Source organism: Bacillus sp. PS108 (assembly GCF_037963335.1).
In the GTDB taxonomy this organism is placed as follows: Bacteria; Bacillota; Bacilli; order Bacillales; family Bacillaceae; genus Bacillus; species Bacillus subtilis.
Genome location: NZ_CP150155.1, coordinates 3,465,722 through 3,481,754 on the forward strand (window position 1 = coordinate 3,465,722; position 16,033 = coordinate 3,481,754).

Sequence of the window (16,033 nt, forward strand, 5' to 3'; positions counted from 1 at the left end):
AACAGACCGGATTTCATATTACATACGCTGAAGAACAGCACGCTTATAAATATGGCGGGTGACGATATAATAAACAGCCTGGAATACAAAATAAATGAAGATGACAATTACGGCCTCAAGAAATAAATTGGAATTCAGCATATTACTTAACGCTGCATACGCAAAGCCCGCGTGAATCGTACCTGCGATAAATGGGATGAAGAATAAAAATCCTATTTGCTTTCCAAGGATCGAGTGAATCTCTTTGTCCGTAACCCCTATCCTTTTTAAGGCTAACACCTGCACTCTCGTATCTTCTATTTCCGTAAACATCCGCAAATACAGCATGCTTCCTTGCACGATAAAAAACAGCACGCTGACAAACAGACCAATAAACAGCATTAATGCAACTCCCTGCTTCACAATTTGATAACTAGGAGCACGTGTTTGAAAATCAGATGTATGTTCTTTCGGCACCATGTTTTCAAGCTTTTCAGAGACATCCACCGTCTCCTGCCAATGCTCAAGCTCATAACCTACCATTCTCATCTGTTCCTTCAGCGGCACATCCTGTGACAGACTGTCAAAGCTCTTTTCGCTGACAACCAATAAACGGCTGACTCCATCGACAGACATCAATATCCCTTTGTTTTGCTGCTTTTTCATGACGTAGGAAAGAGTTTTTCCTGACTTCATATGAAATGCTGCTGTTTTCCCTTCTCCAAATGTGTCTTTCACCATCATTTGAAAAGAAACATTAATAAATGCTTCATTTTCTTGTAAATGAATAACTGGGAACCCTTTTTCCTTTGCGACTTGATTATAGACTTTTTCTGAAATCAGCAAAGCTTCCGCTTCCATCTTCTTATTTCCATACGACAAGTCTGACTGAAAAGTGACAGGAATCCCTGTGGCATCCACCTTATACTTGATAACAGCATGAGCTTTTTTCAATGTATTCTCAGCCGTCTCAGGCTTCATGACCTGAAAGCGGGAAGCATCCTTTTCCACCCAGGAAACAGACTGAGGAATGCTTTGCTCCTCCTGCCTTTGTAAATCGGAATAAAACATATAGATGACACCTGTAGCTGTTAATATGACCGCTGTAATGACAGAGGTTAAAAACAGCATGCGTGCATGATCCTTCAGCCTGAATATCATGTTGGAACGCACAATGATATTCGTGCCTTTGTAGAAGCTGTGTTTCTTTCGGTACAGCATGCGGAAAAACGCCACACTGCTTTGTGTAAAAAAGAAATACGTGCCAATTAACACTAAAATCAAAATTGGAAATACCCGAAACATCATGTCAATGGCATTGGCTGTTGCAGATAGATAATAACCGCTGCCAAGACATAGCAAAGACAATACAGTGAGCCATTTCGAATAAACCGGCAAACTTTTCGGCTTTTTGGCCGATTTAATCAGTTCAATGATTTCCAGCTTCCGAATCCGTCCCAGTGATAAAATGAGCAGCGTCTGAAACAGGATGAGAAAGCCGGCAATTGTCATCACAAACGCTTTCGGCACAATTGCAAACGAAATCGGCACCTTCACGCTGAGCATCCATGTCATGATCATAAAAAACAGTTTGGAAAATAACAGGCCTGCTCCAATGCCTGCCGCAATCGCCGCAAGAGAAATAAGTGACTGCTCGTAATAAATCATCTTGCGAAGCTGCTGCTTTGATGTGCCAAACAGTGTCAGCAGCCCAAACTCTTTCTTTCTTGCCTGCAAAAACGCTGAATTGGAATATGTGATGAAAAATATACAAAACACAATGATGACGACAAGAGCTGCGCTCAAGCATGTTTTGACAAGGCTTCCTCCATATATATTGTCTTCATTGACATCAGGATGAAAAATAAATGATGTGAAGACAAAAAACACCGAAACGGCAAACACACAGCTTAAAAAGTAGGCCACATACCGTTGCAGATTCCCAAGAATGTTTTTACGGGCGATAGTTCTCAAATTCATGAAAATCGCCTCCCAACACACTCAAGGTATCCAATATACTTTGATAAAACACCTGCCTGTTTGTTCCTCTGTGAATCTCTGAAAAGAAACGTCCGTCTTTAATAAAAACAATTCGTTTACAGAAACTTGCTGCTGTGGCATCATGCGTAACCAACAGAATCGTCGCTTCCTTTTCCTCATTCAGCTGAGCCAGTGTGTTCATCACTTGCTTTGCCGATTTTGAGTCGAGGTTTCCTGTCGGTTCATCGGCAAGGATGAGCGCCGGATTGTGAATAATCGCTCTGGCACAGGCTGCCCGCTGCTGCTGTCCGCCCGAAACCTCATATGTGCGATGATCGAGAATGTGCTTGATTTGCAGCGTATCCGCCAGTTCATCCAATCGGGCTTCCATTTCTCTCAGCTTTACCTTATCCAATGCGAGCGGCAAGAGAATATTTTCACGAATCGTCAGCGTATCAAGCAGATTAAAATCCTGAAAGACGAAGCCGAGTTCTCTTCTGCGAAACAAAGCCAGCTCTTGGTCCTTTAACGTTTTCGGCTGAATGCCGTTGATCATCATCTCGCCCTGGGTCGGCTTATCAATGGTAGCCAGCAAATTCAAAAGCGTGGTTTTTCCGCTTCCCGACGGCCCCATAATCCCGACAAATTCCCCTTTTGACACACTGAGATCAAAGGCGCTGAGCGCTTGGTATGATATTGTTCCTTTATTTGAATAGTATGTTTTCGATAGGTTCGTTGTTTGCAACACGTTCATGTTCTGCTCCTCCTTTTTCTTTATTATAAAAAGGAAGTCAGCATCCTCCCATCGAACTTTCTTGCAATTCCGCTCCCCAACCTTACAATGCTGTCACATTCACGAGGGTGTCACTTGAAAACACGATGGTCATCACAGTGCCAGCCCCTTCTTTTGATTCCGCATACAGCTTATGGCCGAGACGGCTGCACACCTGTTTTGCCAAATAAAGGCCCATTCCAGTTGCCTCTTTCATGGTTCGTCCGTTTTCTCCGGTAAAAAACGCGTCAAAAATCCGCGGCAGATCCTGCGGCGGTATGCCGATTCCTTCGTCGGCAACCGACAAGCGCGTCTCATGTCCCTGTGTTTCAATCCGGATTGTAATAGGGTCTCCCATACCTTGCTTTGAATATTTTAAGGCGTTGAAAAGGATTTGCTCAACAACAAAGGAAAGCCACTTTTGATCACTGGAAATCTGAACGGCATTTGGCGGCACATGTAATGTTGGAAAAAGGCGCCGTTTAATAAACTGACGTTTTTCCTGATTGATCAGTGAACGAACCATTTCTGTCAAATCAAAGGTTTGCGGCTTTACATCAAATGCAAATTCCTCCAGCCGGGCCGTTTGCAGCATCATATCAAGACCGTGGCGAAATCTCTCATTCTCATCCTCCAGCTCCTCTAAAAACGTCGGAAAAGAGGATGAAGTTCCGTTTTTTCCTTCCTGAATCATTAAGGATATGACGGATACCGGTGTTTTCATATGGTGGACCCATTGGTTGGTGAAGGTGTAATGCTGTTTTTGCTGATTGATATATTGTGAGAGCCTGCTTTCGTATTGCTGCCCGAGTGCGTTGATCATTTTCGTCCAAAGCGCTTGCTCTCCTGTTCTTGGCTTTCTGGCTTTCAAAGACTGTCCGATGTCATTCGAAGAAGAGGCTTGTTCTGCAAGCTTTTTAACATATGTGAGAAAGGAAATTTGCCGAACATAATCAACAGCAAAACCTGCGGCTAAAAGAGTACCAGGCAAAATCCATATGTACATCATATTTTCTTTGGAAGGTTCTGCGCCGCTCTCTACAATGCTTAAATACGCAATCAGCATGGCGGACCCTATCCCTAATAATGAAAATAGAATAATGGCTAAGCGGTCGATGAGATAAGTCTTTAACACTCCGCTTCATCCTTCCGATTGACTTGAAATTGATAGCCTTGTCCTCTGATTGTGGAAATGCAATCTGTCAGTCCTGCATTCTCCAGTTTTCTCCGCAGCCGGTTGACATTGACCGTTAACGTATTGTCATCGACAAAATCAACGTCATCCCATAACGCCTCCAATAGTTCATCACGAGAGACAATTTTTTTATGCTCCCTCACAAAAATAGAGAGAAGCTGAAATTCTTTTTGGGAAAACAGAATACGGACGCTGTTCCATTCGGCCTCATTTTGATCAGGATAAATCGTCAGCCCGCCAAGCTCCACTATTCTTGATTCCTGCGGCAAAGAGGGCGAGTATTCACCATATGTGCGGCGCAGGACGCTTTTGATTTTGGCCATCACTACCTCTAGATGGAACGGCTTTGTGATATAATCATCGCCGCCATTTTCAATCGCCATTACCTGATTCAGCTCATCGGTCCGTGCCGATATAAAGATAATCGGCGCATTGGAAATGGTACGGATTTGCCTACACCAATAAAACCCGTCAAAAAAAGGCAGGTTGATATCAAGCAGCACAAGATCAGGCTTCATTTCTGCAAATTCCAATTTTATATCATTCAGCTGTTCAGCAATTTTCACTTCATATCCGTATTTTTGAAGATGACCGCCCAGCAAAGAAGCAATCCGCTCATCATCTTCCACAAGCAAAATCCGATACACGTTGATCCCCCTTATATGTACATCACGATGATTTTTCTAGAAGATTCCAAAATTATTATAGCATGTGCGGAATAGTAAATCGGTCTTTTTCTTTTTGCTATGATAGAATGATAAAGGTAAAATTTTCATAATAGGCAGGTGTCGTGATGAAGAAAATCATGCTGTTTCTGGCAATGACGTCAATTCTTTCAGCATGTCAGCCCAACTATACCGGGAAATACATAGAAATTGGGGATACACTAACTGACTATACCAAAGAGTGTTTTAAAGAGAATGAAATTCCTTATAAATACGAAAAGGGAAAACTGTATATCCCAGAAGATGCATTTGATACAGCGATCTACACTTGTTCATAAGAAAAAGCTTGCAGATAACCTGCAAGCTTTTCACGTTACAAAAAATGAGTATTTAATTTCTCTTCAAATTCTGAAGGACCGATGTCGCTTTTTTGAATGTCACCGCCGTTTTCATAAATCGTAAAATGGCGCTCTGACATGACCATCCTTCCGCTCGGCGTCAGCTTTGAGGCAAGCGGGGATTTGTTAAAAGGAGATTTTTCATGAGAGTGAATGATGTCCTTCATGTTATCTAAATCACCGAGATCACTCTCTTCAAGAGTAAAGGCGTACCCGATTTGCCAGCCTTCTCCCTTGTCCATCAGCAGAACATGGCTGCCCTTTTCTGTCTCTTCTCTTTTGATTCGGAATGACCCGACTGGTGACTGTACCGTTTCTCCGGAAAGCGGTATCGGCTGGAGCGCCAGGTTGATGCCGAAGCCGATATCAACGAGGTAATCGCCGTTTTCGGCAGACAGCCATACAGCAGCATGCGTCCCTTCTAGTGCCCATCCCTCTTGATTGCCTGCATAAACCGTTCCTCGAATGAGCTTCACATGAAACCCGGCCTCATGCAAGACAAAATAAAGGAAACCATTTAGATCGTAGCATAGGCCGCCATGCTGATCTTTGAGCAGACGTCGCCATAGCTCTTCTTTTGTGATCTTATAATTCTCTTTTGCAAGTACGGCACGGTTTTCGAATGGAAAACGGTATGCCATTGCTTTGAGAAAAAGGGGAAGATCGCCGAAGCTGACATGATCTTTCTCCCAGCCAATTTTCTGAAAGCAGTCTTTTAGAAAGTCACTCATTTTTATCACCTAAACTTCTTCTTGAACGTAAGCAGCCAGCTTCTCCAGCGCCTCTTGTTCATCTTCTCCCTGGGCAATCAAGGTAACCTCAGTGCCTGTGCTTACCGCAAGGCTCATCAGCCCCATGATGCTTTTGGCGTTTACTTTTTTCCCATCCTTCTCAAGAAACACATCTGACGTAAACCGGTTTGCTTCTTGTACAAACAAAGCAGCAGGACGTGCTTGCAGTCCTGTCTTTAATCGAACTTCCACTTTCTGTTGAACCATAAGATCTCCCCTTTTCTTTACGGTTATTTTAAAGTGACGGTTTGCCCTGTCCGCAGCTGTTCTGCGATTTCGTCAAGTTTTCTCAGCCTGTGATTGATCCCTGATTTGCTGATTTTCCCGCTTGCTACCATTTCCCCCAGCTCTTTCAGCGTCACTTCCTGATAATCAATCCGAAGCTGCGCAATTTCCCGAAGTTTTTCAGGCAGCGCCTCCAGGCCGATTCTTTCATCGATGTATTTAATATTTTCCACCTGTCTCAGCGATGCGCCAATCGTTTTGTTTAAGTTGGCTGTTTCACAATTGACGAGGCGGTTGACCGAATTTCTCATGTCCCGGACGATTCTGACATCCTCAAATCGCAGAAGCGAATTGTGAGCGCCAATTACGTTTAGAAACTCTGTAATCTTTTCAGCCTCTTTTAAATAGGTAATGTAGCCTTTTTTTCGTTCAAGCGTTTTGCTGTTTAACTGAAACTCATTTAACAGGTCACATAATGAATCGTTATGCTCCTTATAAAGAGAGAAGATTTCTAAATGATACGAGGAGGTTTCCGGGTTATTGACCGAACCTCCTGCCAAAAATGCTCCTCTCATATAAGAACGCTTGCAGCATCTCTTTTTGACCAGCTCTTTCGAAATACTTCGTTCAAACACAAAATTCTCCCCGAGTATTTTTAAATCCTCTAAGATCGCTTTTGCATTTTCTGAAAAACGCACAATATAGACGTTATTCTTTTTCAGCCGCATTTTCTTTCTGACCAGCAGCTCGACCGACACATCATATTGTTTTTTCAGCAATGTATAGATGCGGCGGGCAATCGCCGCGTTTTCGGTTTGAACATCGAGTACGAGATGGCGGTTTGTAAATGATAAAGCTCCATTCATCCGAATGAGTGCAGACAGCTCGGCATTAATGCAGCAGTCCTTCACTTCCAGATTCGTTAATTCTTTTTTTGTTTCTGATGCAAATGACATATAGCCACCTCATTTCAAGGCTTCATTCTTTCAGTAAATCAACAAGAAGAGAGGCCACTTTATGTGTATCGTGACGTATTACGTCATTTTTATACGTTACAATTTGATCTCTGATGACTTCAAGCCCCATCGCTTTCAGCTCTTCGATATCAAAATCAACAGGACGCGCCGATTCCATTTCGTACTTACGTTTTATTTCGTCGGGAATGTCTTCACTGTTCACTAATATCGTATCAATAAAACCACAGCCCATATGCTGATTGAGCGCTTTCACATGATCAGCAGCGGTGTAATGGAGCGTTTCGCCGGGCTGAGTCATCACGTTGCAAATGTATACTTTTTTCGCCGGCGCCTTTATCACTTCTTCCCCGATTTTTGGGACGAGCAAATTGGGAAGAATGCTTGTATAGAGGCTTCCCGGGCCGATAATAATCAAATCCGCTTCCCTGATCACGTCTATTGTTTCCGGCAGCGGATCAATCTGTTCAGGCGTGAGAAAAACACGCTTAATACGCTGTCCGTATTCCGGGATCGTTGACTCGCCTGAGACCACGCGGCCGTCCTCCATCTCAGCATGCAAAACGACACTGGCATTGGCAGCCGGCAAAACCTTTCCTCTTACATTCAGCACCTTGCTCATTTCTGTGACAGCGTGAAAAAAATCACCGGTTATATTTGTCATCGCTGCCAAAATCAAATTCCCGAGAGAATGGCCTGTTAAGTCATTCCCTTTATTGAAGCGGTGCTGAAAAAGATCTTCAACAAGCGGCTCCACATCGGATAAAGCGGCAAGCACATTTCTGATGTCTCCGGGAGGCGGAATTTTCAGTTCATTCCGCAGACGGCCAGAGCTTCCGCCATCATCGGCAACTGTTACAATGGCCGTGATGTCAACAGGTTTATGCTTTAGGCCCCGTAGCAATACAGAAAGACCTGTACCGCCGCCAAAGATTGCGATTTTCGGCTTTTGTCCCATCTTATTTCCGGCTTCTCTTTTCAATGTCCCGGTGAGTAACATGAGTATAGTAATCCTTTTTGAAATAATCAGCTAAATTCTCGGCTAATGTCACAGAGCGGTGCTGGCCCCCTGTGCAGCCGATCGCAATGACAACCTGGCTTTTTCCTTCTCTTTTGTAAGATGGAAGCATAAAGCTCAGCAGATCAATTAATTTCTCATTGAACTTTTGCGTTTCATTCCACTTCATGACGTAAGAGGAAACCTCTTTATCCTTGCCAGTCAGCGGCCGCATGCTTTCGATATAGTACGGATTCGGCAAAAATCTGACATCAAAGACGAGATCTGCATCAATTGGAATACCGTATTTAAAACCAAATGACATGACATTCACGGTAAATGTCTCTCCTTGGTTTGTCGCAAAGTGCTTCACGATTTTTTCACGCAAATCACGCGGCTTCATGTCAGACGTATCGTAAATGATTTGAGAGCGGCCTTTTAATTCCTCAAGCAGCTCTCGTTCCAGCGCGATGCCTTCAAGCGGCAGGCCAGTCGCTGCCAGCGGATGCGAGCGTCTCGTTTCTTTATATCTTGTGACGAGAATGGAATCCTTCGCGTCCAGGAATAAAATTCGCGGTGTGATCCACGGATTTTCGGCCATTTCATCCAGCGCTTCAATCAGCCGGTCAAAAAATTCGCGGCCGCGCAAATCCATCACGAGCGCAACTTTGCTCATTTTCGAATTTGATTCCTTCATCAGCTCTAAAAACTTCGGAAGCAATGAAGGCGGAAGATTATCGACGCAGAAATAGCCGAGATCTTCAAAGCTTTGGATCGCGACAGTTTTCCCCGCTCCCGACATTCCGGTTATAATGACAAGCTGAATATCATGTGATTCACTAACACTCATCTTTCTCCCCCCTGACTTGTCTTTCTATTTGATGTGCTGCGGGTCTAAACGATAACTGAGCAGCTCAAATTCCGGTGTATACGTAAATGTGCCGTGCAGCAGCCCTTGTCCCTTCATCATAAAATCAAGGATATGGCCGTCTCCAGGGGCCATAGGCAGGTTCTGAATGTCATTGACATCATGCCACTTCAGTTTGCCTTCCTCTGATTCTGATACATTTTGTCCTGTATAAGAATCCGCGACAAACGTAAACATCATCCACTCGGAGACAATGTGGTCACCGTCTTTAATAATAAAGGTAAAAACGCCTTTTAATTGAGGATTTATGATATAGATACCAGTCTCTTCTCTGTACTCTCTGATGACGGAGTCTCTGACTGATTCTCCGCTCTCCATCTTGCCTCCCGGCGCGACCCACCATCCGCGTCTCGGCTTTTGAAGCAGAAGAACTTTGTCATCCGTCTGAAGCACACAATTTGTCACTCTTTGCAAGTACGTCACCTAACCTTCGTCCTGTCATCGTCTCTTTATTATACCGCTTCAAGATGCCTCCCACAATGAAGAGACATTGACAATCTTTTCTTCTATTTTACAGCATATTCATTCCTTAATTCAGATGATTTTGCTGTAACTGGCATTCATCTTTTATTTATGGACAAAAAAAGGACACGGATAACTGGAGAATCCGTGCCAAAAAAGTGTATTCATTATAAAAAGGGGGTCAATTACTTTATTAATCATAACCGAAAAGCATTACACATGTGTTACAGCGGAATTAAAACCCAGTAACGTAATGTGAAACTCGTATGACAGCCCTTTTTATTTTAAGGTTTTCAGCGTTTCTTGAAGCTCTTCGACATAATGCTGTACGCTTTGTGCCGCAATGCTTCCGTCTCCTGTAGCTGTTACGATTTGGCGCAGTGATTTTTCGCGAATGTCGCCGGCAGCGAAAATTCCTTCAACCTTTGTCTCCATGCGGTCGTTTGTTTCGATGTAGCCTTCTTCATTCGTAATGCCCAGATTCTCAAACGGTTTAGACAGAGGAAGCATGCCAATGTAAATGAATACGCCGTCTGTTTTGAATTCACTTTCTTCACCGGTTACCGTATCGACAAGCGTTACGTTACCGACTTTGCCGTTTTCCTCATGAATTTCCTTCACGGTTTTGTTCCATAGGAAGTCAACTTTTTCATTATCAAATGCTCTCGCTTGAAGAATACTTTGAGCACGGAGTTTATCACGTCTGTGAACAATCGTTACTTTTGAAGCGAAACGAGTCAGATATACGCCTTCTTCAACCGCGGAATCTCCGCCGCCAACAACGACAAGTTCTTTGCCTTTAAAGAAAGCGCCGTCACATACTGCACAATAAGATACACCGCGTCCGCCCAATTCTTTTTCGCCAGGCACGCCGATTTTTTTATATTCCGCACCTGCAGCAATGATGACAGCACGGGCTTTATATTCCTTTGAACCAGCTTTGACTACTTTGTACTCTTTGCCGTCAATGACCTCTTTAATATCGCCATAAGCGTATTCAGCGCCGAATTTTTTCGCGTGTTCAAACATTTTGTTAGAAAGCTCAGGCCCAAGGATACTTTCGAATCCAGGATAGTTTTCTACATCTTCCGTATTGGCCATTTGTCCGCCAGGAATTCCTCTTTCAATCATTAATGTCGATAAATTCGCTCTTGATGTGTATACAGCGGCCGTCATCCCAGCAGGGCCCGCGCCGATTATAATCACGTCATAAATTTTTTCTTCTGACACACTATTCACTCCTTAAACCATCTTTTCAAGTTTGGGCTCTTTCTTATAAGATAAGAATCCCCATCAAACGTATTCCTTACCCATATCCTATAAAATCTCATGGTGATACGCTATTTTTTTGCTCAACACGATTAAATGTATTCGAAAAGGGTATATGTTAATAAAGAAAGAGCCTTCTGTTTTAGAAGGCCCTTGTCATATTTATTATTGAACAACACGTCTTACAACGCCTTTAAATGCTTTTTTCCAGTAAGGATTGCTCATAGAGTCAACAGATACGCCATGAGATGTATTGTCGTTTAGGAAAGTACCGTTTCCTAAGTAGATTCCTACGTGTCCATTTGTTTTGTAAGTGTCAAAGAACACAAGGTCTCCGCGTTTCATTTCAGACGCGCTGACAGCTTGTCCTCTGCCAACTAACGTATCAGTAGTTGTCCCGCCTACAGGTCCAAGGTTAACACCTGCAGAAGCGTATGCCCAGCGTACGAATGATGAGCAGTCAAAAATACGGTTGTTGATATCAGATTGGCTGCGTCCGCCGCCAAACTTGTACGGAGATTGTCCTACAATGCTTGAACCAACGCTGATCGCGCCTTCAATTCCGCCAGAGTTGCTGATAACAGTGCCGCCTGAATTGCTGTTTGAGCCGCTGCTCTTCTTAGAAGATGAGCCGTTTGACGAACTGTTTGATGAACCGTTAGAAGAATTGTCTGAAGAATCATCAGATGAGCTTGCTTTTGCTGATTCAGTTGTCGCCGTTTGACTGTCATCTGTTTGTGTTTCATCAGATGCTTTTTGTGCTTCTTCCTGCTTTTTGATCAAAGCAGCCGCTGCTTCTTGTTCTTTTTTGATGCGTGCTTGTTCAGCTTCAGTATTTGCTTTTTGATTTGCAAGTTCAGACGCCTCTGATTTTAATTCAGAAATCGCTTTAGCCGTTTTCTTTTGGCTTGCTTTTGCTTCGTCGAAAAGCTTGTCTTTTTCATTAAGCTGTTTATCAAGGTCTTTTTGCATTGTTTCTAATTTAGCCAATGCAGCTTGAACTTCTTTCAGCTTGTCATTCAAATCCGCTTCAGAATCTTCGAGCTTCGCTTTATCCTGCTCTTGCTGTTTGATTAAATCTTTGTCTGCGTCCACAATAGATGAAACCGCAGTCGCACGAGAGATAAAGTCACCAAAGCTTGTTGATCCTAAAAGAACATCTATGTATCCTTGAGATCCGCCGCTTTCCTGTAAAGAACGAACGCGTTTTTTCAGGATTTCATTGCGTTTTTCGATGCGTGCTTCAGTTTCTTTAATCTCTTTTTTCAGTTTTTTGATTTCTTCTTTTGTTTTATCATTTTCTTCTTTTTTATCTTCGATCTTGTTGCTTGTATCAAGCGCCTTAGCGTTAATGTCTTTCAGTTCTTTTTCAATCTTTGATTGATTTTCCTGAAGCTCAGTTAATTCTTTTTCCTTCGCTTCAATGCTGGAAGCAACCTCAGATTGCTTGCTTTCAATTTTTTGTTTCTTTTCATCTAATGTTTCCGCCGATGCAGTTTTACTTGTAAATGGGATCAAAAAACTGCTTGTCCCGATGACGGAAGCCAAACCAAGTGTAATTAAACTCTTTCTCACTTTTTATATCCTCCCTTTTACTGTGAACCTGTCCTCATTTGGAATCGTATTTTGAACATCAAGTTTCGTTCCTCATACTCTACGAGGAATGAAGGTTGTTTATGGTTAATTATTCTGTGCATCTCTTATTCTGGTTGTATAGCGTTTATTTCACATCATATGTAAAAAACACTAATTCCTTATGTACGAGAATCATTATACCATCAAGTTTCGACAAATTAGCGATAAATTTTATTACATTTATGTTTCAAACAGATGTCAAGTCACACATCATTTGTCATTTTTCTTAAGCGTGTAAAAAAACTGTCGATATTATTTTCTCAATATAATCTATCAAACAAAAAAAGAGTCGATTAAATAAATCGACTCTTTAAAATTTACTATTCTAGAATATCATCAATATATTTCATATATTTCGTCAAAGTTGCCGGAGAGATGCCGAATCGGGCCGCTGTGTCTTTTTTCGTGTCTTGCTTGCCATGGGCTTCTTTCCAAATATAACAGATGGCTGCTGCCCAGCCTTTCTCATTCTTCAACGGAGCAGCTGCACGAATTTGCTGGATGACATGGAAAACCCAGCAGCTCATGACTTCTGTTTTCATCTCTTCTTTTTCAGCTTGCTCTAATAATTTGACCGTTTGATAAGCGAAAAGTGCATCCTCTGAAACGTCAGCAGCAGCAGAATCTCCATTCAGAAGCAGCTTTACAAAATGAGTTTCAAAAGGAGCGGTGATTCTCTTTGAGCGTATCACCGCTTCAAGATGCTCTGTTTCTCCCTTTGTGCTGCTGATATAATAGGCTGCGAGACGCTGCTCCACAGATGAAGGAAGAGCTTCCCTCCGCTCAATCCAAGGCGCCGGGCGGTCTTCGCCGGGATATTGCGACTCGACTTTTCTCCAGATCGTCTCGGCAAAGTCGGTATGTCCCGTAAAATAAGCAGAGCAGGAAAGCCAGTAAAAGAAGGTGTCGTCACCTTCAAAGCCGGTTTTATATAATGATTTGAGCCATTTATATCCGATCTCGTAGCGGCCGACAAGCGCCAATGTAGCACCCAATTTATAACGCTGCTCCAATAGCATCGGATAGACATTGGAGAGCTGATCACTCAATTCCGCCACTTTTTCGTCTTCTCTTTCATAATAGTAGAAAACGAGAAGATTGCATAAGGCGTGAAGATTTCCTTCATTATGAGAAAGCACTTCATAAGCGGTTTGCTTCGCTTTTACAACGTTTCCTGAATAGAAATAGGCAAGCGCGAGATTGTTGTATGCTGACCAAAGCTCCGGATATTCAGCTGTGATTTCCTCAAGCGCCGCAACCGCTTCAGCAAGCTGGCCGCTTTCCAGCAATGACTTTGCCCGATCCTGTTTCACCAGCAGTTCATCCTGGTCATACAACGAATCCTCAATGCCGTCGTCTCCTAAATCGAGCAAATCAAGCAGACTATCGTTTTCTTCGGCGAATTCACCATCCGGGTCCGCATCAGAATAAGCGGCCGCTTCTTTATAAGCTTCCTGGAAGAGCCCCAGATGGGCAAAGTTATTCGCTTTAAAGTAATGGCACTCCGGCATTTCGGCCTCCAGATTTGCCATGATATAGTCAAGAAGATCGTTCGACTCTTGATACTGGCCCATTTCCGAATAAATGACCGCAAGCTGTGAAAGCATCTCTGAATCCTCCGGCTCCAAATGAACCGCGCGCTGAATCAGTTTGCTTGCCCGTTTTAGATTGCGCTCTTTATACGCTTTCAAGCCTTTATGAAAAAAATATTGTCCATCTTGAAGCAGCTGGACAATTTGTGCGTGATTTTTATGTTCAGAAGTGTGTTTTCCCACAACTACCCTCCGTTTTATACAATATTACCGTCAGTAGTATACCATAAATCGTAAGCCCCTCAATAGTTCAAAAGGAAGGATTGGGAAAATCCCTCCTCTTTTTTATTGGCTGATTCGACCAAAATTTACCCGGCTTTGTTTTCTAAGTCCGCATTCATTTTCAGCTGCTGTTCAGCAAAATCCCTATAAAGACCATGGGAAGCCATTAACTCATGGTGTGTTCCACGACCGGTAATTTCCCCTTTTTCAACAAACAAAAGCTGGTCCGCATCTACAACGGTAGATAGGCGGTGAGCGATCACAATCGTTGTGCGGCCCTCCATCAGCACCTCAAGCGCCTGCTGAACTGATTTTTCAGATTGGCTGTCGAGACTTGAGGTCGCTTCATCGAGCATAAGAATGCTTGGGTTACGGAGAAGCGCTCTCGCAATTGCGATTCTCTGCCTTTGTCCGCCTGACAGCATAATGCCGCGTTCGCCTACTTCTGTATCAAACTGATTCGGCAGCTCCTTTATAAAATTGAGCGCATATGCCATCTCCGCGGCTTTTTCGATCTCAGCATCCGTCACATCTCGTTCTAACCCGTAGCAAATATTTTCTCTGATTGTCCCGGACATTAACGGGCTTTCCTGCGATACATACCCGATGTGCTCCCTCCACGATTCAAGCGAGTAAGTATCGACCGGCTCGTCCCCCAGTCGAATGGTCCCTGCAGTCGGAGTATAAAAACGTTCAAGCAGCTTAAACAGCGTCGTTTTCCCCCCGCCGCTCGGACCGACAATCGCTGTGACTTTACCTGCTTCAATGACGGCGCTGATTTCTTTTAAAATCAGCTGATCAGGCTTGTATCCAAAAGACACGCGATCAAGCTGAATAGGGAGATGCGCATTTTCAATTTGTTTTCCTGTCACTGTATCTTCTTCTTCCTCTGCTAAAATCTCAATCATTCGTTCTGTTGCACCGATTGATTTTTGCAGCTGTGTGAAAAACGTTGTAATCTGGCCCATCGGCATTATAATTTGAAACAAATATAAAATAAAAGCCACGAGCGCTCCCGCCGTGAGTTCGCCTGAAGATACCTGCATGCCGCCATATCCGATCACTGCGACAAGCGCTGCCATTAGCACGAGTGAGATAAGCGGGCCGACAAGTGATTGAACCTTGGCTTCACGAACGCCAAGCTTAAATAATGAGGAAATCCCCATCTTCCCGCGCCCATATTCGACATCCTCCGCATTTGAAGCTTTGACAAGTCTGATTTCCGGGAGAATTTGATTAAGCAGGCCTGTAAAACGGGCTGTTTCATCTTGCGTTTCTCGTGAAATGGAGAACATTTTCCGTCCAATCGGCACCAAGATAAGAGCGGCCAGCGGAACGACCACTAACACAAGCAGTGTCAGCTTCCAGTTCATAATAAACAAGATTGTCAATGATCCAATGACAGAAATGATGCCTGTAATAAATCCGCTGATATGGGTTGTAATCAATTCTTTGACCACCATCGTATCGTTCGTTACACGGCTGACTGTTTCTCCGGAAGCATTTGTATCGAAATAAGAGACAGGAAGCTTAATTAATTTCTTCCATAGTAACTCCCGCAGCCCGGAAATGATTTTTTGTCCATTATAGTTAAGCGCATAGGTGGCATAAGCGCTTAAACCCGCCTGAACGAAAAACACCAGCGCGATCAAACCGATTTGCGTGCCTGACAGATTTGACATAGAAAAACCATCGACAAGCTGCTTCGTTAATAATGGAATGAGCAGGCTGACCAGCGTGGTTACAACACTGAGGGCAAGCGCAAAGGCAAGCTTTCCATAAGAAGGATTGGTCCGTCTTACTAAGGCAAAAAAGGGTTTCAATTTACTTTTAGATTTTTGTTTCTTGGTTGGCATATATTTTCCTCCTGTTTCAGCGTTCAGAAAGGTGAAAAGTCATAGCAAAAGGATGATTTTTACTCTTTCTCAATCATATCAATGGAGAAAGAC

15 protein-coding genes are annotated in these 16,033 nt (G+C 43.3%); 1 reads left to right on the top strand and 14 read right to left on the bottom strand.

Translation table 11 applies throughout. From position 1 onward, the window contains the following. Positions 1-18: 18 nt before the first annotated feature. The 4 genes from psdB to psdR form a co-directional block, all read right to left on the bottom strand. Complete coding sequence (gene psdB / locus NSQ16_RS18020; protein WP_339232373.1) at positions 19-1,959, bottom strand: lantibiotic ABC transporter permease PsdB; 1,941 nt, start codon at positions 1,957-1,959, stop codon at positions 19-21. Beyond that, complete coding sequence (gene psdA, locus NSQ16_RS18025) at positions 1,934-2,713, bottom strand: lantibiotic ABC transporter ATP-binding protein PsdA (RefSeq protein WP_003228167.1); 780 nt, start codon at positions 2,711-2,713, stop codon at positions 1,934-1,936. The genes psdB and psdA overlap by 26 nt, the downstream gene beginning before the upstream one ends. Positions 2,714-2,795: 82 nt before the next feature. Continuing rightward, entirely contained in the window at positions 2,796-3,866 is a 1,071-nt protein-coding gene (gene psdS, locus NSQ16_RS18030; RefSeq protein WP_160221836.1) for a two-component sensor histidine kinase PsdS, read from the bottom strand. Further along, positions 3,860-4,573 (bottom strand): two-component system response regulator PsdR, encoded by a 714-nt coding sequence (gene psdR, locus NSQ16_RS18035; RefSeq protein WP_003244535.1) that lies wholly within the window; start codon positions 4,571-4,573, stop codon positions 3,860-3,862. The genes psdS and psdR overlap by 7 nt, the downstream gene beginning before the upstream one ends. Before the next feature lie 146 nt (positions 4,574-4,719). On the opposite strand from psdR, the gene NSQ16_RS18040 reads away from it, so the two are divergent. Further along, positions 4,720-4,929, top strand: coding sequence for a lipoprotein (locus NSQ16_RS18040; protein WP_003243327.1), 210 nt, complete (start codon positions 4,720-4,722; stop codon positions 4,927-4,929). A 35-nt stretch (positions 4,930-4,964) separates the two neighbouring features. Here NSQ16_RS18040 and NSQ16_RS18045 read toward each other — a convergent pair whose 3' ends face one another. The 10 genes from NSQ16_RS18045 to bmrA form a co-directional block, all read right to left on the bottom strand. Then, positions 4,965-5,729 (bottom strand): arylamine N-acetyltransferase, encoded by a 765-nt coding sequence (locus NSQ16_RS18045; protein ID WP_080529834.1) that lies wholly within the window; start codon positions 5,727-5,729, stop codon positions 4,965-4,967. Further along, on the bottom strand, positions 5,730-5,987 hold the full coding sequence (locus tag NSQ16_RS18050; RefSeq protein ID WP_003219835.1) for an HPr family phosphocarrier protein: 258 nt from the start codon (positions 5,985-5,987) through the stop codon (positions 5,730-5,732). It lies immediately after the preceding gene. A 23-nt stretch (positions 5,988-6,010) separates the two neighbouring features. Continuing rightward, positions 6,011-6,961 carry a DNA-binding protein WhiA gene (gene whiA / locus NSQ16_RS18055; RefSeq protein WP_003243775.1) on the bottom strand — a complete coding sequence of 317 codons (951 nt, stop codon included), beginning with the start codon at positions 6,959-6,961 and terminating at the stop codon, positions 6,011-6,013. A gap of 22 nt (positions 6,962-6,983) precedes the next feature. Continuing rightward, on the bottom strand, positions 6,984-7,937 hold the full coding sequence (gene mgfK / locus NSQ16_RS18060; protein ID WP_003244450.1) for a gluconeogenesis morphogenetic factor: 954 nt from the start codon (positions 7,935-7,937) through the stop codon (positions 6,984-6,986). Position 7,938: 1 nt separating this feature from the next. Further along, entirely contained in the window at positions 7,939-8,826 is an 888-nt protein-coding gene (gene rapZ / locus NSQ16_RS18065) for an RNase adapter RapZ (protein ID WP_003243903.1), read from the bottom strand. A 24-nt stretch (positions 8,827-8,850) separates the two neighbouring features. Further along, positions 8,851-9,327 (bottom strand): 8-oxo-dGTP diphosphatase, encoded by a 477-nt coding sequence (locus NSQ16_RS18070; protein WP_080265396.1) that lies wholly within the window; start codon positions 9,325-9,327, stop codon positions 8,851-8,853. A 318-nt stretch (positions 9,328-9,645) separates the two neighbouring features. Next, complete coding sequence (gene trxB, locus NSQ16_RS18075; RefSeq protein WP_003243021.1) at positions 9,646-10,596, bottom strand: thioredoxin-disulfide reductase; 951 nt, start codon at positions 10,594-10,596, stop codon at positions 9,646-9,648. A 204-nt stretch (positions 10,597-10,800) separates the two neighbouring features. After that, a complete protein-coding gene (gene cwlO / locus NSQ16_RS18080) occupies positions 10,801-12,210 on the bottom strand; it encodes a peptidoglycan DL-endopeptidase CwlO (RefSeq protein WP_014481004.1) in 1,410 nt (469 codons plus the stop codon). Between the two features lie 380 nt (positions 12,211-12,590). Beyond that, positions 12,591-14,045, bottom strand: a complete 1,455-nt coding sequence (locus NSQ16_RS18085; RefSeq protein ID WP_076457540.1) for a tetratricopeptide repeat protein — start codon at positions 14,043-14,045, stop codon at positions 12,591-12,593. A 125-nt stretch (positions 14,046-14,170) separates the two neighbouring features. Continuing rightward, positions 14,171-15,940, bottom strand: coding sequence for a multidrug resistance ABC transporter ATP-binding protein/permease BmrA (gene bmrA, locus NSQ16_RS18090; protein ID WP_064911625.1), 1,770 nt, complete (start codon positions 15,938-15,940; stop codon positions 14,171-14,173). Between the last annotated feature and the right edge of the window lie 93 nt (positions 15,941-16,033).

Coding starts and splice junctions, on each gene's coding strand:
- psdB (WP_339232373.1), bottom strand. CDS start 1,959: ATGAATTTGAGAACTATCGCCCGTAAAAACATTCTTGGGAATCTGCAA.
- psdA (WP_003228167.1), bottom strand. CDS start 2,713: ATGAACGTGTTGCAAACAACGAACCTATCGAAAACATACTATTCAAAT.
- NSQ16_RS18040 (WP_003243327.1), top strand. CDS start 4,720: ATGAAGAAAATCATGCTGTTTCTGGCAATGACGTCAATTCTTTCAGCA.
- NSQ16_RS18050 (WP_003219835.1), bottom strand. CDS start 5,987: ATGGTTCAACAGAAAGTGGAAGTTCGATTAAAGACAGGACTGCAAGCA.
- whiA (WP_003243775.1), bottom strand. CDS start 6,961: ATGTCATTTGCATCAGAAACAAAAAAAGAATTAACGAATCTGGAAGTG.
- mgfK (WP_003244450.1), bottom strand. CDS start 7,937: ATGGGACAAAAGCCGAAAATCGCAATCTTTGGCGGCGGTACAGGTCTT.
- rapZ (WP_003243903.1), bottom strand. CDS start 8,826: ATGAGTGTTAGTGAATCACATGATATTCAGCTTGTCATTATAACCGGA.
- bmrA (WP_064911625.1), bottom strand. CDS start 15,940: ATGCCAACCAAGAAACAAAAATCTAAAAGTAAATTGAAACCCTTTTTT.